Consider the following 22501-nt stretch of genomic DNA (forward strand, 5'->3'; position numbering starts at 1 on the left):
TCTGTACAGAAAACATCGATGCCCTGGCGGATGCCGGCATGCGGTTTACGGATTCTCATGCAACATCGGCACTTTGCACTCCGTCGAGGTATGGCCTGCTAACCGGAAGATATAATTGGCGCTCACGGCTGAAAAGTTTCGTCTGCCCCGGTGACTCCGAACCGGTGGTCGAAGAGAATATAAGGACGATGGCCCAGATGCTGCAGGAACAGGGGTATCAAACGGCTGCAGTCGGCAAATGGCATCTCGGGCTCGGCTGGCAACTTAAGGGCGGGTATGACTTTGAAAAATTCGGCCTGGATACCGAGGAGTTTCATGTTCCCGGGACCCGGATGGGACGTGATGGCATCTTTGACCCGAGTGTCGGGCTGATCGACTTGGAAGGGCTGGACATCGACTATTCGAAGCCCATTACCCATGGACCCCCCCAGATGGGCTTCGACTAGATGGGACACGATCCGAGTTATCATTTCCGTGAGAAAATGTCGGACATTTGGGAGGGCGGGCACCGGGAGCCGACCATCATTTCTTATCCCCGAGTGATCAGGAGCGGTTCCTCCTCCAACCATATGGTGAGCCTGTCGGATCTGTACTGCACATTGGCCGAGCTGACCGGTGCAGAACTTGAGGACCATGAAGCGGAAGACTCGGTATCCAATTCCGGGAGGGCCGGGACGAGCCCGTCCGCAATGATATTGTCCACTCTTCGGGCAAAGGAGGACTTTCCATAAGGAGAGGCCACTGGAAACTGAATCTTGTTACCGATGGAGAAAGCATGGACGATATTGGCCCGGAAGTTTCATTGAAGCCTTCCGAACTGTTCGACCTCAGCCGGGACGTCGAGGAACTTCTAATGTCATCGACCAGCATCCCGATATCATCGACTCTCTGATGAACGATCTCGAGGAATATGTGAAGAAAGGCCGGTCCACTCCCGGTGAGCGCCAGCAGAACGAGCGCAATCACCCGACCGGTGATTGGCCGCAGCTGGAATGGATGGACGGATACGAGGACTATATTGCCCAATTTAAGGAATAGCGAAAAAGGTGATCCGCAGTCAGCCAGCGGATCACCTTTTTCAGTTACACGTTCCATGAGGGCTTGGGCAGCCGCCTCCGTCAGTCTCAAGCTGGATGGTGCTGTGTTCGATCGAGAACCGGTCGTGAAGGATCCGGTGGGCGTTGTGGAGTATCCGGTCCGGATTCCCGTGGTCATTGATGGTCATATGGCAGCTGAGGAGAGGCTCATCCGGCGTAATCGACCAGACATGAAGGTCATGGACATCGGTCACTTCATCCAACTGTTCAAGGGACTTCCGGATTTCTTCGGGGTCGATTCCATCAGGTGACGATTCCATCAGGACATTGGCGGCATCCTTCGTCACCCTCCAGCCGCTCACCAGCACAAGGACCGAGACGATGATGCTGGCAATCGGGTCGGCAATCCACCAGCCGAAGAGAATCATCAGGATGGCAGCTGCAATCGCCCCTACAGAGCCGAGCATATCGCCGATTACATGCAGAAATGCGCTCCGCACATTCAGATTGTCGTCCTTCTCACCCCGCATAAGAATGATGGCTGCGGCAATATTAACGAGCAATCCGATGACCGCAATGATTAGCATGCCGGTGCTCTGCACCTCCGGCGGGGCCATGAAACGGCGCACCGCTTCAAACATGATCACCGCTGCGATGACGATTAGTGCGATGCCATTGACAGCGGCCGCCAGGATTTCAAACCGGCGGTAACCGAACGACTTCACTCCTGTCGCCTTTCTGGCACCAAGCAGAATGGCGACAAAGCTGAGACCCAGTGCCGCCGAATCGCTCAGCATATGGCCCGCATCCGATAACAGCGCAAGGCTATTCGTGAGGAAGCCGCCGATGAATTCAACAGCCATAAACGCAGTGATCAGTATAAATGCCCAGAACAATGCTTTTTTATTGGATGACGCATGACTGTGAGAATGACCGTGATGATGATGGCCCATAAAATCTCCTCCTGAACCCATTATATGACTATGTGTTCATATATACATTATGCCAGTCTGATCCATATGGTGCAAACCGAAGCATTTATTCGTTTTACCCTCTTCAGGGACTGTCAATGCAGGCAAACAAAAAGAGCAGCCACCTACGGCTGCCCCACTCCCTTATTGTCCCTTCAGCAAGCCTGCGCGCTTTTCCAGGCCTTCCCGCCATTTATCAGCAAGTGCCTCCACGGATAGTACGCGTTCCACCACTTTCCGGTCTTTATACTTTCTGAAATAGGCATCGTTAGCTTCTTGTACCGTAATGCCAGCAGGATGAATATTAATGCGGCTCATAACCGAATCCTTTTTGACTGTTCCTTCCTCGATGACCCTGCACAGATAGCCGGTGAAGCCGGTATCAATGATTCTTGGCAGAATCTCAGGAATCCCGAGCCTGCGGGAAATGGTGCTGCACGGAACCCGGCTTTGGGTGACTTGAATCAGGGCTTCGCCGACCCGGTACATATCCCCGATGTGTACCTCGACTTCCGTCATGCCGGTGACCGTCAGATTTTCACCGAAGGCAGATGCCGGTAGTGTCACACCGAATTCCTTCTCCCAAAAATCATAGTGTTCATGAGGATAAATACAGACGGCCCTGTCGCGACCGCCGTGGTGTTTCGTGTCAGCCACCCCGTCTCCGGTAAATCCGTCCCGTGATAAATAGGCCTCATCCGTTTGCTCCTTGGCAATTCCGGACACCATTTCCTTGCCGCCGGCCAATTTGAGGGTTTTTGGCTTGCCCGTCGAAAAGTGAACCAGTTTGTTCATCCCGTAGCCTCCATCCGCAACATTGTATATAGACCAGTATAGCTCAATCTAATCATTAAGCGGACAAGCCGCCATTATTTAGGCAGCTTGCTCAGTTCCGACTTGCAGACCGGCAAATCGAGATCGGTGAATTTGGCCAGCAGGCCCCTGACCAGATCTTCAAACCACTCCGGCGAAGTCGGTGAAAGATAGACAGATTCGATCAGAACGGATAAATCTACACCGATATTGGTCCCGTATTCATATGGCCCGCGCACGATGGTCTTTAGTTCCTCAGGATCCGGAATGTCGTCATAGAGAAGAAACAGCCTCAGTTCATTCTCGAACTCGAATGATTTCCGCTTCAGGAAAAGATAATCACTCAGGTGATCACTGCTGTTTTCAACCTCATTGAAATCAACATATTTCACAACCCCTGCTGTCACATCACGATTATCCAGAAACGCATCCTGCAGCCGCCGGTATGTCGTCCTGATGGCAATCCCCTCATCGCTCTGCAAATAGAGGTTCCACATGGCGACTGATTCGTAGTCATTCATATGCCAGCTGTTTACAAAACTGTATTTCCGGAGTCCCTTCAGCATTTTTTTCTGCTCGTAAAATTCTTCAATGCCCTTCCTGTCTCCCCGTCGCCTGGCCGACTCGAGAAAGCCCGAAACCGGGTTTCCTTCAAATGGGTCATCAAAGCGGTCGATGCGGCTGAAGAACAGGGAACGATTGATCAGCAGATCTACGAATTTTGTGAAATCCACGTATCTCCATAAAGCCTGTTCAGGGCCGGGAACCTCCCAGTTTCGATAATTGATGAACACATCCATCCCACCTTCTCAATCCTGCTATACTTCTATCCCCTTTAACCTTTTGCACCTAAACAGGGAGACGTGGGATCGGTGAATGGTTCACCGGATTTTCCGGTAGCGCTTATATCTATAGCCGCCAAGGGCGAAGGTCTTTTTCCCGGCAGCTTCAGCTGTTGCGTCTTCCCTTTCTGAGATGGAATCCCCACTGACCGTGACGAGCTCGGCATGGTTTCCGCTGGTCACGAGAAAGTATGCCTCTTTGTCTTTCAGTTGGCCCACTGCCCGAGTTAATGTCAGCGTTTCATCAAACAGCATATCCAGCAGCCTGAATTTTTTCTTTGCAAACCCGGTCCTGACGAGCTCATAGATCGATGAGCCTTCCGGAACTGTCTCCAGTATGGTTTCCTCCGCTTTTTTCATCGATGTCCTCTCCTTAGACGATTTGTTTATCCTGCCTTGAGTCTACGTATGGAGCCGGAAATGGTTTCAAATAGGGAAAACCTGATCCCGTGCCGCAAAATCGGACACAGGATCAGGCTCACTGGTATTCTATAAGCTTTGCCGATTCGAGAAAGTCCCTGGCAACATCTTCTGCAGGAACTCCGTCAACATTGACCCGATAATTCATTTCGCGCATTTCATCGTCTGAGATTTTGCCGGACAGTACATTCAGCGCCCGTACAATTTCGGGGTAGTCTTCAGCAGTTTCCTCCTGCATAAGCGGGGCTCCCTGATAAGGCGGAAACAGCTGCCGGTCATCCTGCAGCACTTTCAGGTTGTACCGTTCGATTTCGCTATCCGTCGAATACGCATCGACCAGATTGATGTCCCCTGATTCAATTGCCGTGTACCTGAGCTTTGGCTCCATCGTGACAATTTCGGGAAACTCAATGCCGTATAGGGATTGGATGCCGAGATAGCCGTCTTCCCGATCTGAGAATTCCAGCGTGAATCCGGCACGGACCTGACTTTCGATTTTTTTCAGGTCGGAGATGGTATTCAAGCCGTTTTCCTCCGCAAAAGTTTCCGGTACGGCAAGCGTATAGGTATTGTTGTATTGCATCGGGGCCAGCAAGGCCATGCCAAATTGTTCCGACAGGCCGTCGCGGGCCTGCTCGTAGACTGCCCGGCTATCCGTACTTTCTGCGGTCTCCTTCAGGAATTCGGAAATTGCCGTTCCGGTGAATTCGGGATAGATATCGATCTCGCCCGAACGGAGTGCATTAAAAACAAAACTTGTCTTTCCAAGCCCCGGCTTTAGCTCAACCTCCAGATCGGTTTGTTCTTCAATCAGGATTTTGTACATATTGATCAGAATTTCCGGTTCTGAACCGAGCTTTCCGCCGATGACCAGTTTTTCATCGCCCTTGTTGAATAGAGGCACTGCCAGCACAAGTGCCGCAAGCGCGAAAATCCCTGAAATGGCAAACACACTTTTCCTGAATGGCATGTCCTCGAATTTCTTCAGGATCAGGTCAAAGACGATGGCTAACATTGCTGCCGGAATTGCACCGAGTACGATCAGGGATGTGTTGTTCCTGTCGATACCGAGGAGGATCAGGTCACCGAGCCCCCCTGCGCCGATCAGTGCCGCAAGCGTAGCCGTTCCGATGATGAGGACGGTGGATGTCCGGATGCCCGCCATGATGACCGGCATGGCAAGGGGCAGCTCCACCTTCAGGAGTCTCCTGCGGGTATTCATGCCCATCGCTTTTGCCGCTTCGATCAGGGACGGATCGATCTCCCGGATTCCCGTATAGGTGTTTCTGAGTATGGGCAGCAGTGCATAAGCCGTCAGTGCAATGACGGCCGGTATTCGCCCGATGCCCACGAGAGGGATCAATAATCCGAGAAGGGCAAGAGACGGGATGGTCTGGATCACTGAGGCAGCTCCGAGGATTCCTTCAGCCAGTTTCCTTCTTCCGGTCAGCCAGATACCGGCCGGCAACGCGATCAGGACTGCAAACAGTAAAGCGATGAAGGATATCTCGATGTGCTCCAGCAGCGCGGTCCATAAGTCGCTTTTCCGCTGGTCGAAGGCGGATAAAAACTCAGTCATGTTGACCGGCCCCTTTCCTTCCGGCAGCAAGAAGGCGGAAAGCCGCGGCCCGATCTATCATGCCGATCAGCTCGCCTCCGTCTTCCACGCCAACTGCTTCATAATCGGCCATCACGCTGACGAGGCGGTCCGCACGGATATCCGCGGAAAGAACGGTCTGCGGTTTCGGAGTTATGTAAGGAGAGCCGGAAACCCAATGTCTCAGATCCAGAACATCTTGCAGAGGGTCTTTTCTGCTCCCGATGAACTCCCGGACAAACTCTCCGGATGGATTCCTCCTCAGTTCATCGGGCGTTCCGGCCTGAACGATCTTTCCATCACGCATCAGGCAGATCCGGTCGGCCAATTTCAGCGCTTCGCCCATGTCATGGGTGACAAACACGGTGGTCTTGCCGAATGACCTTTTCAGATGCAGCATGTCATCCTGGAGTTTTTCCCTTGCCACAGGATCCAGCGCACTGAACGGCTCGTCCATCAGCAGGATTTCCGGATCTGCCGCCAATGCCCGGATGACCCCGACACGCTGTTGCTGGCCTCCGGATAATTCGGATGGCTTTCTGTGTGCAAAAACGGCCGGATCCAGACCGACCTGTTCCAAAAGTTCATGTACGCGCTGTTTGATTGTCCCCTTTTCCGTCCGTTTCATATCCGGGACCACTCTGATGTTTTCTTCGACAGTCATATGCGGAAAAAGGGCGATCTGCTGCAGAACATAGCCGATGTTCCAACGCAACCGGTCAACATCATAACGAACGGCATTTTTTCCGTTGATCAGGATGGATCCGGCTGTCGGTTCGATCAGACGGTTGATCATCTTGAGGGTCGTCGTCTTTCCGCATCCGCTCGGCCCGATCAGGACGATGAACTCACCTTTTTTTATCTCTAGATTAAGGGAATCTACGGCTTTTGTGCCGTCCCCGTATTGTTTGGTCACGTTCTGAAATTCAATGATGGATGCGATTGTCACTCAACCCCTCCGATTGTTGTTCCCATTTTACCATTTACATGAAAGAACAGCGGTCCGGAATGGTTCCGGCCCGCTGTCTTTACCCCGGTCGCACCGATCGTTGCTTTGCCAGCCAATCCCCAATGATGGCAGTCAGCCCCGGGGACAGCGGACTATCGGCAATGGACTTATATTCCTTCAGGAGCCCCAGCATCGTATGCTCGCCTTCATACTCTTTCAGCAGATGATTCATGTCAGGAATGATGTGCCATTCTGACTCGCCAGGAACCGTTTCCGCGATGAGCCGGGCATGTTCAGGCGGTACCTGGAGGTCCTTACTGCCGGTCACTGCAAGGACGGGACAATCCGCACGCGTAAGGTATTCCACGACATCGTAGTCCAATGTCTCCCGCAGCCATTTTGCGTTCAACCTGATTCCCTTCACTCTCATAACCGGCTTGTCGGAGTTCGCCACTTTGCTGAAGATCTGTTCGTTTTGCTTCCTTGCACGGTCTGTCACCTTGAATGTCCTGAAAATCCAGCCTTTCAGTCCGTCCGTCTCATTCATCTCCTCATAAGCCATCTCATTCTGTCTCGGCATGAGGTCTGCGGACGGCTCTGCTGCCCCGGCCAGAAGAATCATTCCGTCCACCGGCTCCAGGTTATGGACAGCCGGCGCGATCATGGCACCCTCGCTATGACCCAGAATGAGGATCCGTTCCGGGTCAGCATTTGGATGCCGCTTCAGGAAGCGCACCCCCTCGACGGCATCATCAATCAGGTCGGAAAGGCCGGCTTCATTGAATGAACCCTTGCTTTTGTAAGTGCCGCGTTTGTCATAGCGGAGCGTCATGTACCCTTGTGTTGCCAGGAATTCCGCCAGCTCTTTATAGACATTCATCTGCAGGTTCTTGAGGTTGCCGTCACGATCCCCCTTGCCGGAACCGGCGATGATGAGCACAGCCGGATAAGTGTCCTGTTTTTCTTCCGGCATGGTCAATGTTCCGCTCAGCGGAAAAGCCGATTCAATCGTCACCAGCGCTTCCTTGTACATATTCCGACCCCTCCTGATATTTCCTGATTTCCATCATTCATTTCGATATTTATGCTTCTGTTCCCTTTTCCTCAAGCCTTATTATTTGAGACTGTCATTCGGTCCAGTGGCCGTACCCTGTGGTAAAGTGAAATCGAAGTGATTGAGAAAAAAGGAGAAATGACGATTGGTCACCTACAACATCCTTGACTATTCCCCCATCGATGAAGGATCGGATGCGCGCCATGCACTTCTCCATACAACAGAGCTGGCCAAACTGGCGGAAAAGCTGGGCTACAAACGATTCTGGGTGTCAGAGCATCATCACGTGCGCTCCATTGCCGGCAGCAGTCCTGAAATGCTGATGATGCACCTTGCCGATTCAACAGAACACATCCGGATCGGCTCCGGCGGTGTCATGCTTCCCCACTACAGCCCATATAAAGTCGCCGAGAATTTCCGTGTCCTGGAAGCATTGCACCCGTACCGGATCGACCTTGGAATCGGCCGATCACCCAGCTACCGGCTCGTCAACCGGGCCATGAATGAATCAAAAGGAAAACGCTTATCTTATGAGCAGCAGATTGAGGATATTCGCCATTTTCTTTCGGAACCGAAAGCCAATCACCGCTTTAAGGACCTTACTGCCATGCCGGTCATCGAAACCGTTCCGGAGATGTGGCTTCTCGGAACCGGCCAGGGCAGTGCAGCAATCGCTGCCGGTCAGGGCATGGCATATGCTTTTGCGCACCTCGGGAAGCCTGAGGGCGGACTTGAAGCGGTCAGTCACTACAGGAATCATTTCAACCCCTCTCCCCTTCTCAGCAGTCCAAAGGTCATGATTTCCGTTTTCGCGGTCGTAGCAGAGACCGCAGAAAAGGCGGAGTCACTGGCCAAGGCATTTGATCTTTGGCTGCTGTCTGTGGAGTCCTCCAGTCCCCCGCCTTATTATCCGGCTGTGGAAACAGCATTGGCGCGAGGATTTAGTGCACTGGAGAGGGAAAAGATCCGGCACAACAGGAAACGTATGTTTATCGGAACACCCGTACATGTAGCAGAAGAGATCAAAAAAACTGCCAATACTTATCATGCGGATGAAGTGACGATCGTCCCCAATGTCTATGGTGCTGAAAATCGTATGATGGGAATCGCACTGCTGGCGGAAACACTGGGCATCGGAAAAGCAGAATAAACGAAAAGCCTTCCGGGACAGGCGGATAGCCTTTCTTGGAAGGTTTTCTTTAAATGATAAAATCCTTTCTTCCTGCGTAGTTATAGATCAAGACGGGAAAACTATGACGAATAGCCATGACACCACATCATTTTCCCACCATGTTATACTGAACACCATTTCAAACAGGAAAAGAGGCCTGACATGCTAAAAAAAATCATGAAACAGCTGAAAAACCTGTCACGCGGAAGCAGCTCCCGCAGACATCATGATCGTCGCGGGAGCTCAAGCAGCCGGAGATACAACCGTTCCCCGCTAAACGGAAGCAAATACTACAAAAGGCGCGGACGGAGCAGCAGCTAACTTATGGTCCCGATACTCGAAACTGCATCTTGTAGATCTGCGGCGATGTCACTGATTTCTCCGTAAGGCTCCATGATGCCCAGCAGCCGTTTCAGCAGATGGACGGTTTCATTTTTTAAACTCAGCTCTTCTGTCCAAGGAAGAGCTTTTTTGTTTTTCGGTGTGTAAGTGGTGTAGAGCAGATAAAGCAAAATTTCCCCCAGATCGTAGTAATCCTGAAGCCTGAGCTGTTCGATGCTGTTATGTTTTCCGCATTGGTTGGCCGGCTTTACAGCCTCGTTTTCACAAACTGAAAGCCCAAAATCGATCAGATAAAGATCGCCATGGCTGATTAAAATGTTCGGGATCCGCAGGTCCTGATGATAGATCCCCTTCCCATGAAGATATTCGACGATTTTAAGAAGACGGTATAGGATCTGCAAGGACGCTTCCTCATCGAACGATTGTTGCCCGGAAAAAATCTGCTCTTCCAGGTTATCTGCTTCAATAAACGTCATCGCATAATAAAGGTGCTGGTCACCATCCGAAAAATCGTCGATGAACACCGGCAGATTCGGATGATCCAGCTTTTTCATGATCGCCATTTCCTTCCTGAACATGGCAATTTCTTTTTTGCTGTACCGCCTGCTCGGCCGCAGCTGCTTTACAACCGTCTTTTCTTTGGTTCGCAGATCGGTACAAAGATAAATGATGCCGTAACTGCCCGCTCCGATCACGTCAGACACTTGATATCGCTCTTGCAGCCCTGTACCTTCCCGGATCGGCCAGTCCAAAAAAAACTGGCGGGTTTTCCGTGCGACGCGCAGAATGTCCATACTGGCTGAAAATCCCTTCTTTAACTTCTATCTTATAGGTGAATGTATCATCCCCGGCTTTATATGACCATAACGGTGCTTTTACAGAAGGCACCATTTATTATTAAGTCGGACTTGCATGAAATTCGTGTAAAATGGAGTTGGGAAGGTCATTGGGCCAACACAAAAAACCTTCATACATACCATGGAAAGCGGGGCATTCATATGCGTTTAGAAACAAAAGCCATCCACGCCGGACGTTCAATTGATCCATCAACAAGTGCGGTCACCATGCCGATCCATCTCTCTTCAACATACGAACGTGCGGGAGACGGATCTTATCCGAATGAATATATCTACAGCCGGATTGATAACCCGAATCGCAGGGCTTTGGAAGACTGCCTCACATCGCTCGAAGAGGGATTCGATACCGTCACATTCGGATCCGGGATGGCGGCGATTTCTTCCTTGATCGAATCACTGCCTGCCGATAAACCCCGGCGCATGGTGATGCCCGATGATATGTATCATGGCATCCGTTCCCTCCTTACGGATACGGATATCGGAACAAACTTCGATGTTGTGTTTGCAGACATGACCGATCTCAACCAAGTGGAGGAAGCCATCCATGCGGCACCGACCGGGATCGTCTGGATGGAGTCTCCTTCCAATCCCCAGCTGAAAGTGACCGATATTCAGGCAGTGGCAAAGCTGGCCAGCGAAGCCGGCGCATATTCTGTTGTCGATAATACTTGGGCAACACCGGTTCTTCAAAAGCCTCTCAGCCTCGGTGCGGATTTTTCACTTCACTCAGTGACCAAGTACATTGGCGGACACAGCGATCTGCTCCTCGGGGCTGTCATCGCAAAAACAGATAGCCCGATGCTTGCCAGATTAAAGGCTGTCCAACAGGCAAAAGGGGCCGTTCCTTCCCCATTCGACTGCTGGCTTGCCCTGCGTGGCGTTCAAACACTTCCCCTGCGCATGGTGACCCACTGTTCAAATGCTTCGGCAATTGCAGATTTCCTGAAACAGCACCCGAATGTGGAAGCCGTCCATTATCCTGGACTCCCTGAACATCCGGGACACCAGGTAGCGGCAAATCAGATGAGCTCCTTTGGCGGTATGCTGTCCTTCCAGGTAAAAGGCGGACAGGAAGCGGCTATGGCGGTCACTGCAAAAGTGAAATTGTTTATACGGGCCACAAGCCTTGGCGGAACACACAGCCTGATCGAGCACAGGGCTTCGCTTGAAGGCGTCCATGCGGTTGCTCCTGATAATCTGTTGCGTGTTTCGGTCGGAATTGAGCATGTAGAAGACCTAAAGGAAGATCTGTTGCAGGCACTGGAAGGATAACTGCCCCAAAAACCCGGATTACAAACGAATCATAGTGCAAAACGGCACGGACTCTGATCGCTTACCGCGGACCGGCACCGAGCTCCGCCTGAAGCGGACCTCGACAGCCCGGCTTTTCTCGCAGGTATCTCGCAACGTCCGTGCCGTTTCTTATGGTTTTCGCTTATTAGGCAACCTATAATAAGATACTTAACTCTTTCACATACACTGCTTTTCCGGTGATCTGAACATCAAGGTTCTCTTGATCTATCGAGACTTGTACAGCAACACGTCCGTCTTTTCCGATTTCCTGTCCCTGTTCTACCACCAGATCCAAACGGCCGGTGAATCCCGTTTGGATGAACTTGGCGTAGTAAGCTCCCATAACTGCTGAGGCTGTGCCTGTGACGGCATCTTCCACTGTTCCGGCATAAGGCGAGCTGAAATGCCGGCCATGCATGTCCGCGGCCGGATCGTGTGTTTCCAGGCAGAACGGATGAATGGAGGCTCGGGGCAATTCCTGCAGGACATCAGGGAACCGCTGATTATACGGCTTCATTTCCTGAAATGCCGAAAGATGTTTGACCGGAACGAGAAGTGTCCAGCTTCCTGTACTTCCATATAGGATCGGGAAAGTCGGATGAAGATCGGATTCCTTTAGTCCGATCGAATGCATCAGCTCTCTTTTTGATCCTTCGTATTCAATGAACTTCGGAGCTGCCTGTTTCATCGCAATGGACCACTCATCGTCTTGGTTCCTGGTCACTTTTATAGGCAGAATGCCTGCCTTCGTCTCAATCGTCAGCAGCTCCTTGCCGTCCAGCTTGCCTCTGCCGGCAAGTGCATAGACCATCGCCATGGTCGCATGGCCGCAAAGATCCGTTTCATAACCTGGTGTAAAAAAACGGATCTTCAAATCAGCCAGATCCGAATCCAGCAAAAACGCTGTCTCATTGTATCCTGCTTTTGCAGTGATCTCCTGCATATCAGAATCTGAAAGACCCTTACTATTCAACACAACTCCAGCGGGGTTCCCCTTGCCTGGCTCAGTGCTGAAAGCATCATATTGATAAAGCTTAACTGTCTTCAATTTCTATCCCCTGCCCCAATAGATGGTTTCGATTAATGATTCAGGTCCAGTTCAATTCCGAAATACTGTTTCAGTACGCATGCCATATTCTTGTCGTCGATCACCGTTTTTTGCTTTTCACCACTTCGTGTTGTGGTAAAGGTGTTCCCCGACAGTGTCACCCTGCCGTCCGGAGTCGCCAACGAAACAAGTGGCTGTCTTGTAAACGGGGAACGGGGGGAAGACTGGTTGAACTGGCAGACCTCCTCAAAATCATTGAGTGTTCTGAGGGCCGTATCGAGGCGATAGCGCGTTTTCCAGCCTTCTTGCTTCATATATTGTTGAAGATCGAATTTACCATCCCCTGAATTTGCCATCCGGTAAGTTCCGCTGACATCTTCCCTCTCCTCCCCCGATAACGGGAGCGGGACCCTGACTGAATCACCGAAGCCGACATCGACAAGGTAAGGCTGCTCCATTTCAACGATCAGGCAGGCATGACTTCCCGTCAGAGTCCAGCCGCCATCCGGCCGTTTGACTGTAGCGGATGCCAAACGGCTATTGAAGCCTAAACTCCGGAGCAGCCAGTTGAGTAATCCGTTCAGCTCATAGCAAAAACCGCCCCGATGATTCAACACCACTTTCCTGAATTAAGTCTCCACATCAAGCGGAATCCGGACTTTTTTATCACATCCAGATTTTCAAATGGGATATGAAGCATGTGATGTTCCTGAAGTTGAAGGAGCGTGTCCATATTCACTTGAATCGGGCCATTCCAATTCATCCGTTGCAGGTACCGATCTATTTCCAATCCAATCCCTCCCTTAGATTAGGAGTATCAGTTACATGGGGAGGATTAGCCCCTGTTCATGATACCGTACTGCAATTGGATCATCTCTTCGGCCAGTTTCCGAATTCTCTCCAGAATCCGTTGATCCATCAGTTCATCCGTCTCGATATCAAAAGCATCGTTCAGGATAAAGACGTTGTCTGTGGGAATCAGTCCTTTCAGATAGGAAAGGATGGAACCGAGATGATATTCGAGTACGAGGAAATGTTTTTCCGTCTGTCCGGTTGCCACCATTCCGGTCACCTTGTTTCTGAATGCATGTTCCGGCATATGATCGAACAGATTTTTCAAGGCCCCTGTAAGGGATGCCTGATAGATGGGGGTCCCGAAAACAAGAAAATCGGCGGACTGGATTTTTTTAACGGCATTCCAGGTGTCTTCATTATAAGCTGCCAGCGGAAGGCCGGCGGCGAACTCAATTTCATATTCCCTCAGATCAATCATTTCCGTTTCGATACTGGAATCCAATAGTCGGGCAGCGGCAAGAACGCTGCCTACAGCAGCGGATGTTTTTTCACCGGCAAGAGCGCCGGAAACACCGACTAGTTTCATAGACGAATCTTCTCCTTCCACAGTAGACGTGCTCCATGATGATAGTAAGGATTGCGTTCAAGCTTTGAATAGCTATTTTATCGGAATATTAACTCATTATGTTGCATTTAAGATATAGAGTCCGTGCTGTTTGCTTTTTATTCATTCAAACTTACTTTCTGGACAACCCCGGTTTTTCATGGCTCCTCAGTTTTGATCCTCGACAATATTACTTCAGCTGCCGCCGCAGCACCGCCTGCATTCCTGAACTGCCCGGAAAGCGTGGCGGCATTTCTTCGATACTGTGGATCCTCCAGGACCTGATGGACAGCTTCCCTGATTGTCTGCGGCCGGTCGTTTTTAAGAAGGATCCCTGCACCCAGATCAGCAACCCGTTGTGCAGCAAATTTCTGTTCACTGTGCATCGGATACAGGACCATTGGGACACCCTGATACAGACTTTCACTGACACTGTTCATCCCGCTGTGAGTAATGAAGAGGTCTGCCTGTCCAAGAACCGCTATCTGATCGACTGTTTTCTTTATAGTAAAATTATCCGGAAGCTTTCCAAATTGCCCGATGTCGGTTTTCTCTCCGACCGACATGACCACCTCAGAACTGATGTCTGCCAAAGCGCTGATGCAGTTCCTATGGAAATGGGTGTCGTTCAGGACCGTTCCAAGCGAGACATACACCAATGTGCCGGGTTTCTCATTCTCCACAGTATTTTTGCCTTTTTCCGATATAGAAGGGCCAACAAACGCGAACCGATCGGAAAATGTCTCGGCAAGCGGCTGAAATTCCCTGGTGGTGAACACGATCGTCTCCGTATCATTGTCATTCTCGATCAGAGATGTAAAGCTGTTCACTTCATAACCGGCTTGTTGCAGTTCTTTGATTTTCCCCCGTATCCTTCCCATTCCGATGATCATTTTTAGCGTTTCCTTGAATCCCGGTTTCATCATCTTGGCAGTATGCTGATTAAATGCGAAAGTGGTCGTCGAGCAGATATAAGGAATGCCCAGCTTCTGTGCATACAGCTTTCCCCATATACTCATTGAATCCGACACAATACAGTCCGGCATGGCGGATGAGAGTTCCTGAAGCACTTTCTCCTGCATCGCCAGTGTCGTGTCCACGGTCATTTCAATGAGCGCAGCAAAGTCCTTACCGGCTTTTTTACTGATTTCAATATCCGTCGCCTGAGGAAGAAATTTATCACACCCGATAAACTTGGCACCGGCTGCTATGATTTTCTCCCGGAACTCCCTGAATGAGTAATACCAGACCTAATGTCCCCTCTCCGTTAGCTCCCTTACTACCGCCAGAGTCGGATTCGTATGACCGTGTGCCGGCAAAGAGAAGAAAACGATTCTGCTCATTTCATTCCCCTCTTTCCGGCTCGGCATTCCGTATCATTTCCGCAAAGCCGAGGACTGTGTCACGCTTCATAAGGGCAATTCCCATCGAGCTGTCATCACCGAGCACGACCATCTGGTCTCCGGCACGGATCCCGAACCGCTCCAGCGCCTGTGCAGGAATTTTGAGCGCCCCGGCCTCATTCACCTGGGCCACTCCGAAAAAGTGTTTTCCGCGAGGCGCCAAACGATTCGCTTCCTCTTCTGTCAAATCCCCCGAGAGCTGATCCAGGGACACCTGAAAATGATCCGCGAGCACGCGGCATTTATACACGTCCGGAAGTGATTCCCCCGACTCCCATTTAGCGATCGTCTGCCTGGATACCCCCAGGCGCTCCGCCAAATATTCCTGGCTCTGTTTGTTCCGCTTCCTTAACACACGAATATTGGTGCCGATCATCCCGCTCATCTCCTTTGGGTTCACTTTACCCCATAGAAATGTTAATGGCTATCAACGAACTTATGCAGTTACTGTTAATATTCGTGGCATTGATAGAGAGCTGTCCAAAAGTGCATTTCCAGGTAATGGCTCCAACTTTCCTGATAACCTGCTTAGATTCGTCTGCAAATTCAACAGAGGCATCACCATACATTTGACCATCCCTGAGCAACGGGAAATCACCGATCAGAAAAAATGCAGCCACGCCGTTCCCTATTCAAAACGAAAGATCAGGCATCCCTGCGTGAATGCAGAATGCCTGATCTTTGTCATCTTATTGATGTTCCAGACAGCTGTCTTTCCTTGAGCCGGCCGACAAATTGTTCAAATATGAACACCGTATCCAGAGGACCGGGATGCCCTTCCGGATGAAACTGGACGGCCTGAACCGGTTTTTTCTTATGTCGCAGGCCCTCCACGCTGCCGTCGTTTATATTTCGGAATGACACTTCAAACAAATCATTGTCGATCGTCTCTTCTTGCACGACGTACCCGTGATTTTGTGAGGTGATGTAGGCTTTTCCTGTTTTCAGATCCTTTACAGGATGATTCCCCCCGCGATGGCCGAAGAGGAGCTTTGTTGTTTTCGCGCCGTAGGCCATTGCAATCAGCTGATGGCCAAGACAGATCCCGAGGGTCGGATACGTTTCTGAGAGCTCCCGGATTTTCTCCAGTTGATCGGCTGCATGTTCCGGATTTCCCGGTCCGTTGCTGATGACGACCCCATCGGGATTCTGACCTCGGATGTCTTGTATGGAGTGATGGTAAGGTACAACGGTCACTTTGCACCGTTGTTCAAGAAGATAATCCAGTATGGACTTTTTATAGCCAAAATCCAGAAGTACCACATGCGGCCCTCTATTCCCGTAGGTCTTCACCTTTTTCGTAGTCACCCGATCATACATCGCGCCATCCTCACCGGACAGAACCGCGGCATCTTTCCGTTCGGAAATGATACCCCGGACCGTTCCTTTTTTCCGAATGGTCCTGACCAAACTTCTGGTATCTATATCCGTCAGGCAAGGAAGCCCATTTTCCTCCATTCTTCCCTCCAGTGAGCCGGTCGCCCGGTGATGATGCAGGTCAGACGACATCTCTCCGGTCACAATTCCCCTCAAGTGAGGGGACACACTTTCATCATCTTCCCCGCTGACCCCGTAATTTCCGATCAGCGGATAGGTGAAGACAATGATCTGACCGGCATAGGAAGGGTCTGTAATGATTTCCTGGTAGCCGCTCATGCTCGTATTAAAGACGACTTCACCTTCTGCTTCTACCGAAAACTCCCCGGCCAGAACACCTTCAAATACCTCTCCGGTTTCCAAGATCAAGTATCCCTGTTTCATCATTTCCCCCCTCTATCCAACCTCAGTATGCAACCCACCGGAAGGCCCGGTGGGTCTGTTTGTCAAATCATTATTCTTTCAGAAGCTGGGCATTCAGCAGGTGTCGTGGAAGGACAGAGTCCGAATCATCCCGGTTGAATGCTTCGGGATACCCATAACTGCCATGTTCACTGATATCGAGGCCGGCCAGTTCCTGTTCTTCGGTAACCCGGAGGCCCTTCATGACTGCTTTCATGCCAAGGAGGAGCAGGAAGGATACGGCAAAAGCGTAACCCGCGGATACCGTGATGCCCATTGCCTGCACTCCCAGCTGTTCAAGACCGCCTCCATAAAGAAGGCCTGCCTGCCCGACAACAGCCAGCTCTTGTGTGGCAAAGATACCGGTCGACAAAGTGCCCCATACGCCTGCGATCCCATGCACGGAGAGAGCAAAAATCGGATCGTCGATTTTCAGCTTTTCAAAGAATCTGACACTGTAGAAAACCATGATTCCCGCAACGGCTCCGATGATGACGGATGCCCATGTTTCCACAAAGGCACAGGATGCGGTGATGGCAACCAATCCGGCAAGTGTTCCGTTCAACATGGTCGGGATGTCGGATTTCCCCAAAGCCGCCCAGGAAATCAGCAATGCACTGACCGCACCGGCAGCCGCAGCCATCGCGGTATTCAGGGCGACGAATGCGAAGAAACCGTCCTCGACCCCCAAGGTGCTCCCCGCATTGAATCCGAACCAGCCGATAAAAAGAATCAGAACTCCCAAAGCCGTGTACACCTGGTTGTGGCCGCTGAGATTGTTGGCCGTGCCGTCGCTGTTGTATTTGCCGATCCGGGGTTTCAGGAGAATGGTGGCCGCCAGGGCTGCCATTGCGCCTGTCAGGTGAACAACCGTCGATCCGGCAAAGTCCTGTTTGCCATGCTCCGCAAGCCAGCCCCCTCCCCAGATCCAGTGGGCGATGACCGGATAGACCAGGACAGAGAACAACACTGCGAAAACGAGGTAGACAGACAGCTTTGCCCGCTCTGCAAATCCTCCAAACGCGATGGTCAGTGCGATGCCTGCAAACGCCAGCTGGAAGACAAAGAACGCAACGGTAGAATAGGGACTCCCCGGAATTTCCTCGCCCGGGTAGAAGAAATCACTCATCCCGATGAAGAAATTACTGTTTTCTCCAAAGATGAACCCGTAGCCCACTGCCCAAAAAACGATTGCAGCGATTCCAAATGAAAAGATCGTTTTGCCGGCGATATGTCCCGCATTTTTCATACGTGTGGAACCTGCTTCAAGCAGGATGAACCCTCCCTGCATGAAAATCACCAAAATAGCACCCAGCATGATCCACACACTGTTCAGATAAAACAAGTCCGCCATACCCATTCCTCCCGTATTTTTGTAATAGGATAGGGGGGCAATCCCCCATCCTGTTCAGCTTTCTACAAGGTCAATTCTGTAATGATCAAGCCATGTATGGATTTGAGAAAGATGGGCAATCAGTTGCGGAGCCGTCATCAATTGGCCAAACCAAGGGGCCTTGAAAGAGGCACCATCCGAGTCGAGGATTTCTTTGACCTTCTTCTTCGAAACAATTTCCCAGAGCGGTGAAGGCTTCGCGTGAATGTCCCGCAGCTTTTCTTTCACGAGTCTCATATATGCCGGGTGATGGGTTTTCGGATACGGACTCTTTTTGCGGTCGAGAATTTCTTTCGGGAGAGCACCTTCCATCGCTTTTCTCAGAATTCCCTTTTCACGGCCCCCCAACATCTTCATATCCCACGGAATGTTCCAGGCATATTCGACGAGCCGGTGATCGGCAAACGGGACACGGACTTCAAGCCCCGCTCCCATGCTCATCCGGTCTTTTCGCTCCAGCAATGTCGGCATGAACCAGGTCATATTCAAGTAAAACATTTCCCTCCGCCTGGCCTCTGTCGGGTCCTCTCCATCCAATACGGGCACCTCAGCGATTGTCCGATCATAGCGGTCCTGAATATATTCCTTCAGTGATAGCTTTTTCCGCCAATCTCCCCGCAACAACTCTTCTCTTTCTTCCTGTGAAGTCATCCATGGGAACCGGTTGCCCTGTAGGAGGTCAGACTTGTGAAACCAAGGGTACCCCCCGAATATCTCATCTGCGCACTCCCCCGAAAGAGCAACGACGTGGTCCTGTCGGATCTGTTTACAAAACCATAGGAGAGATGCATCCACATCAGCCATCCCGGGAAGATCCCGGACCAGTACCGCCCGGTCCAGACCGTTGACCAGTGTCTGCTGATCAATCACCTTTGAATGATGGTCTGTACCAATGAAGTCCGACACCTTTTCGATCCACGGCGCATCCTGATCCGGCTGAAAAACACTTGATTTGAAATAGTGAAGATTCTGTTCATAGTCAATGGAATACGAGTTCAGCCTCCCTCTTCCTTCTTTTCGGAACTGCTCGGCTGCCACGGCTGTGATAATACTGGAATCTAGTCCCCCTGACAGAAATGTACAGACCGGAACATCTGCGATAAGCTGACGCTGAATGGCATCTTTTACGAGGAACGAAACTCTATCCAGTGTTTCTGCGAGATCATGGTCATGGTTCCTGCTTTCCACATTCCAGTATCGCCATTTCCGGATACCTTGTCTGTCAAAGGTCAGGGCATGCGCAGGCGGGAGTTCATCGATTCCGCGGAAAATTCCATTTCCCGGGCTGCGTGACGGACCCAATCCGAACACTTCCCTTAATCCGTCGCGGTCCACTTGCGCTTTGATTTCCGGATGCTTCAGAATCGCTTTGATTTCGGAAGCAAACATCAGGGATTCGGCACCGGCCCGGTAAAATAACGGTTTAACGCCGAGCCGGTCTCTCGCCAGAAATAGCCGATCCAGCGTTTCATCCCATATTCCGAAGGCGAAGATTCCGTTCAGCCGCTCCAGGCACTGCTCTCCCCATTCGATATAAGCAGTCAGCAGCACTTCGGTATCGGACCGGGAATGAAACGGATATCCCTTGCCGATCAGTTCATTTCTGATCTCTTCCGTATTGTAAAGCTCACCGTTGTAGACAATCCGGTAAGTACGGCCCTGTGACTCCTTGGTCATTGGCTGCGACCCGCCGGCAGGATCCACGACGGTAAGCCTTGTGTGGCCAAGGGCCATATGCTCGGAACACCAAATATTCAGCGCGTCCGGGCCCCGCCTGGAAAGTGTGGCGGCCATTGACTGTATCACCGGCGATTGCTGTCTGAGATCCTGCTGCCAATCTGCCCAACCGGTTATTCCACACATGTATGCTCACTCTTTCTAAGATGTTTTCACAGGCTGCCGCGGCTCAATATTGAGTCAGATACTGTTCCCGCTCCCAAGGGTGGATCTGGGTGCGGAACATATCCCATTCAATTTCCTTGGACTCCACAAAGTGCTCAAACAAGTGGCTACCCAGGCCATTAATGATGACTTCATCCTCCTTCAGCAGATCCAGGGCGTGAGCCAGTGTGGACGGAAGATCGATGATTCCGTTGTCGCTTCTCTCCTTTCTGGACATGTCGTAGATGTTCTGGTCGATCGGTTCCGGTGCTTCCAGCTGATTCTTGACCCCATCCAGCCCGGCAGAAAGAAGTACGGCCATCGCCAGATACGGATTTGCGGACGGATCTACGCTTCTGACTTCGACACGGGTGCTTAACCCCCGCGATGCCGGAATCCGGATAAGCGGGCTCCGGTTTCTTCCGGACCATGCGACATAGCAAGGCGCCTCATAGCCGGGAACAAGCCGCTTATAGGAATTCACAGTCGGATTCGTGATGGCCGTGAAACTTGGAGCATGTTTCAGGATCCCCGCCAAAAAGTGTCGGGCTGTATCGCTCATTTCCATCGCACCTTCCGGGTCATAGAACGCATTTTCTTCCCCTTTGAACAAACTCAGGTTGCAATGCATGCCGGAGCCGTTGATGCCGAACAGCGGTTTCGGCATGAAGGTCGCCAGGAGGCCGTGTTTTCTGGCAATCGTTTTGACGACCAGTTTAAATGTCTGGATATCATCACAGGCTTTTAGTGCGGACTGATACTTGAAGTCGATCTCATGCTGGCCGGGGGCCACTTCATGATGAGAAGCCTCTACCTCGAAGCCCATTTCTTCGAGTTCCAGTACGATATCGCGGCGGCAGTTTTCCCCCAGATCTGTCGGGGCAAGGTCGAAATAGCCTCCGCTGTCATTGAGTTCGAGCGTCGGATTCCCGTTTGCATCCAGTTTGAATAGAAAGAACTCCGGTTCAGGCCCAAGATTAAAGTGGGTGAAGCCCAGTTCTTCCATCTCTTTCAGCACACGCTTGAGGTTGGCGCGCGGATCCCCTTCAAAAGGCGTTCCGTCGGGATGGGCGATATCACAGATCAGACGGGCAACCTTCCCTTTTTCGGACGTCCACGGAAAGATGACGAACGTGTCCAGGTCCGGGCAAAGATACATATCGGATTCTTCAATCCGTACAAACCCTTCAATCGAAGAGCCGTCGAACATCATTTTGTTGTCCAGTGCTTTCGGGAGCTGGCTGACCGGTATTTCTACATTTTTGATCGTCCCGAACAGGTCTGTGAACTGCAGGCGGATAAACCGCACATTCTCTTCCTTCACCATTTCCATCACTCGCTGTTTATCCATTTCCCCCCAGCTCCTTTTCTTTTTCAAATTCGTTCAGGCAATGAGTTCCCCTGAGCAGATATAAGCGGCTTCACCTCTTTTTCGCACATGCCCCTCTTCGTCCCAGATGATCTCCAGGTCACCTCCGGGCAAATGAACAGTGATTGGCTGATAAAGATCAACCAGTCCATTAAGCGACGCCGCGACAACGGCCGCACAGGCGCCTGTGCCGCATGCCATCGTGATGCCGGATCCTCTTTCCCAGACCCGGTACTCGATTTTCCGGGGACCTTTGACTTCCACCCATCCGACATTCACCCGTTCCGGGAACAGACTGGAATATTCGATGAGCGGACCCAGGCGCTCAACTTCGGCGGCCTTTACGTCTTCAGTGAAGATGATCGCATGCGGATTTCCCATTGAAATACAGGTGATGCGCAGTGATTGTTCGCCGAAGGTGTGAAGTCCATCGATGGTCCGGGCATCCGGATCCCCCTGCATGGGAATCAATCCCTTTTGCAGTCCCGGCTTCCCCATGTCCACTGTTACAAAGCTGACATGGTCGTCAACTGTCCGGCCTTCTTCAACTTCTGCGCTGACAATCCCGCCCAATGTCTCGATCGTGAAATTCCGCCCGCCGGCGTATCCGTGATCGTAAACGTACTTTGTCTCGCAACGCAGCCCGTTGCCGCAGTTTTTCGCTTCCGAACCATCTTCGTTGAAGATCCTCATTTTGAAGTCCGCTTTTTCCGAGGAGCCGATCAGGATGATTCCGTCAGAACCGATTCCGAAATTGATCTGTGAGACTTTCCTGGACAGTGCCGGATACCGGTCTTCTTCCAGGACATTGCCCGGATCATCCAGTTGGTTGAAAATTACATAATTGTTTCCGAGACCATGCATCTTCGTGAACTTCAACTTC

The 22501-nt window shown here is 51.3% G+C and carries 23 protein-coding genes and 1 pseudogene; 5 read left to right on the top strand and 19 right to left on the bottom strand.

Features of this window, described 5'->3' with window-relative positions:
• Positions 1-38: 38 nt before the first annotated feature.
• From KHA84_RS10320 to KHA84_RS10330, 3 genes are all read left to right on the top strand, one after another.
• Positions 39-446 (top strand): sulfatase-like hydrolase/transferase, encoded by a 408-nt coding sequence (locus KHA84_RS10320; protein WP_213423442.1) that lies wholly within the window; start codon positions 39-41, stop codon positions 444-446.
• Positions 447-731: a hypothetical protein gene (locus tag KHA84_RS10325; protein WP_213423443.1), complete on the top strand. Its 285-nt coding sequence runs from the start codon at positions 447-449 to the stop codon at positions 729-731. It abuts the gene before it with no gap.
• 160 nt (positions 732-891) lie between these two features.
• Positions 892-1038 (top strand): hypothetical protein, encoded by a 147-nt coding sequence (locus KHA84_RS10330; protein ID WP_213423444.1) that lies wholly within the window; start codon positions 892-894, stop codon positions 1036-1038.
• Between the two features lie 40 nt (positions 1039-1078).
• On the opposite strand, the gene KHA84_RS10335 is transcribed toward KHA84_RS10330, so the two are convergent.
• From KHA84_RS10335 to KHA84_RS10365, 7 genes are all read right to left on the bottom strand, one after another.
• Entirely contained in the window at positions 1079-1990 is a 912-nt protein-coding gene (locus KHA84_RS10335) for a cation diffusion facilitator family transporter (RefSeq protein ID WP_213423445.1), read from the bottom strand.
• Positions 1991-2152: 162 nt separating this feature from the next.
• A complete protein-coding gene (locus KHA84_RS10340; RefSeq protein ID WP_213423446.1) occupies positions 2153-2803 on the bottom strand; it encodes an MOSC domain-containing protein in 651 nt (216 codons plus the stop codon).
• Positions 2804-2877: 74 nt separating this feature from the next.
• Complete coding sequence (locus KHA84_RS10345; RefSeq protein WP_213423447.1) at positions 2878-3615, bottom strand: hypothetical protein; 738 nt, start codon at positions 3613-3615, stop codon at positions 2878-2880.
• A gap of 87 nt (positions 3616-3702) precedes the next feature.
• Positions 3703-4023 carry a hypothetical protein gene (locus KHA84_RS10350; RefSeq protein WP_213423448.1) on the bottom strand — a complete coding sequence of 107 codons (321 nt, stop codon included), beginning with the start codon at positions 4021-4023 and terminating at the stop codon, positions 3703-3705.
• A 118-nt stretch (positions 4024-4141) separates the two neighbouring features.
• A complete protein-coding gene (gene opuFB / locus KHA84_RS10355; protein WP_213423449.1) occupies positions 4142-5662 on the bottom strand; it encodes an osmoprotectant update ABC transporter permease/substrate-binding subunit OpuFB in 1521 nt (506 codons plus the stop codon).
• Positions 5655-6614, bottom strand: coding sequence for an ABC transporter ATP-binding protein (locus KHA84_RS10360; RefSeq protein ID WP_213423606.1), 960 nt, complete (start codon positions 6612-6614; stop codon positions 5655-5657). The genes opuFB and KHA84_RS10360 overlap by 8 nt, the downstream gene beginning before the upstream one ends.
• 94 nt (positions 6615-6708) lie before the next feature.
• A complete protein-coding gene (locus tag KHA84_RS10365; RefSeq protein WP_213423450.1) occupies positions 6709-7662 on the bottom strand; it encodes an alpha/beta hydrolase family protein in 954 nt (317 codons plus the stop codon).
• Positions 7663-7828: 166 nt separating this feature from the next.
• Between KHA84_RS10365 and KHA84_RS10370 the strand changes: the two genes are divergently transcribed.
• Positions 7829-8833 carry an LLM class flavin-dependent oxidoreductase gene (locus KHA84_RS10370; protein ID WP_213423451.1) on the top strand — a complete coding sequence of 335 codons (1005 nt, stop codon included), beginning with the start codon at positions 7829-7831 and terminating at the stop codon, positions 8831-8833.
• A 338-nt stretch (positions 8834-9171) separates the two neighbouring features.
• On the opposite strand, the gene KHA84_RS10375 is transcribed toward KHA84_RS10370, so the two are convergent.
• On the bottom strand, positions 9172-9990 hold the full coding sequence (locus tag KHA84_RS10375; protein ID WP_213423452.1) for a serine/threonine protein kinase: 819 nt from the start codon (positions 9988-9990) through the stop codon (positions 9172-9174).
• A 204-nt stretch (positions 9991-10194) separates the two neighbouring features.
• On the opposite strand from KHA84_RS10375, the gene KHA84_RS10380 reads away from it, so the two are divergent.
• Positions 10195-11325: a trans-sulfuration enzyme family protein gene (locus tag KHA84_RS10380; protein WP_213423453.1), complete on the top strand. Its 1131-nt coding sequence runs from the start codon at positions 10195-10197 to the stop codon at positions 11323-11325.
• Positions 11326-11500: 175 nt separating this feature from the next.
• Here the strand turns inward: KHA84_RS10380 and KHA84_RS10385 are convergent, their stop codons facing one another.
• The 11 genes and pseudogenes from KHA84_RS10385 to dapF all read right to left on the bottom strand — a co-directional run bounded on the left by KHA84_RS10385 (position 11501) and on the right by dapF (position 22497).
• The gene (locus tag KHA84_RS10385; RefSeq protein WP_213423454.1) at positions 11501-12394 is read right to left on the bottom strand and encodes a PhzF family phenazine biosynthesis protein; all 894 of its coding nucleotides are present in this window, start codon (positions 12392-12394) and stop codon (positions 11501-11503) included.
• A 32-nt stretch (positions 12395-12426) separates the two neighbouring features.
• Positions 12427-13008 (bottom strand): arylamine N-acetyltransferase family protein, encoded by a 582-nt coding sequence (locus KHA84_RS10390; protein WP_272875291.1) that lies wholly within the window; start codon positions 13006-13008, stop codon positions 12427-12429.
• The gene (locus KHA84_RS15575; protein WP_336511143.1) at positions 13005-13157 is read right to left on the bottom strand and encodes an arylamine N-acetyltransferase; all 153 of its coding nucleotides are present in this window, start codon (positions 13155-13157) and stop codon (positions 13005-13007) included. Before KHA84_RS15575 ends, KHA84_RS10390 begins: the two co-directional genes overlap by 4 nt.
• 72 nt (positions 13158-13229) lie before the next feature.
• The gene (locus tag KHA84_RS10395; RefSeq protein WP_213423455.1) at positions 13230-13775 is read right to left on the bottom strand and encodes an NADPH-dependent FMN reductase; all 546 of its coding nucleotides are present in this window, start codon (positions 13773-13775) and stop codon (positions 13230-13232) included.
• Positions 13776-13951: 176 nt separating this feature from the next.
• A pseudogene (locus KHA84_RS10400) lies at positions 13952-15031 on the bottom strand (macrolide family glycosyltransferase); the annotation flags it as partial.
• A gap of 106 nt (positions 15032-15137) precedes the next feature.
• The gene (locus KHA84_RS10405) at positions 15138-15572 is read right to left on the bottom strand and encodes a helix-turn-helix transcriptional regulator (RefSeq protein ID WP_213423456.1); all 435 of its coding nucleotides are present in this window, start codon (positions 15570-15572) and stop codon (positions 15138-15140) included.
• Positions 15573-15880: 308 nt separating this feature from the next.
• Positions 15881-16957, bottom strand: a complete 1077-nt coding sequence (locus KHA84_RS10410; protein ID WP_213423457.1) for a carbamoyl phosphate synthase small subunit — start codon at positions 16955-16957, stop codon at positions 15881-15883.
• A 70-nt stretch (positions 16958-17027) separates the two neighbouring features.
• Positions 17028-18329 (bottom strand): ammonium transporter, encoded by a 1302-nt coding sequence (locus KHA84_RS10415; RefSeq protein WP_213423458.1) that lies wholly within the window; start codon positions 18327-18329, stop codon positions 17028-17030.
• 54 nt (positions 18330-18383) lie between these two features.
• Complete coding sequence (gene asnB / locus KHA84_RS10420; RefSeq protein WP_213423459.1) at positions 18384-20231, bottom strand: asparagine synthase (glutamine-hydrolyzing); 1848 nt, start codon at positions 20229-20231, stop codon at positions 18384-18386.
• A 43-nt stretch (positions 20232-20274) separates the two neighbouring features.
• The gene (gene glnA, locus KHA84_RS10425; protein ID WP_213423460.1) at positions 20275-21600 is read right to left on the bottom strand and encodes a type I glutamate--ammonia ligase; all 1326 of its coding nucleotides are present in this window, start codon (positions 21598-21600) and stop codon (positions 20275-20277) included.
• Between the two features lie 33 nt (positions 21601-21633).
• Complete coding sequence (dapF, locus tag KHA84_RS10430; protein ID WP_272875292.1) at positions 21634-22497, bottom strand: diaminopimelate epimerase; 864 nt, start codon at positions 22495-22497, stop codon at positions 21634-21636.
• Between the last annotated feature and the right edge of the window lie 4 nt (positions 22498-22501).

Origin of the sequence: Bhargavaea massiliensis (assembly GCF_018390575.1) — a bacterium.
GTDB lineage: Bacteria > Bacillota > Bacilli > Bacillales_A > Planococcaceae > Bhargavaea > Bhargavaea massiliensis.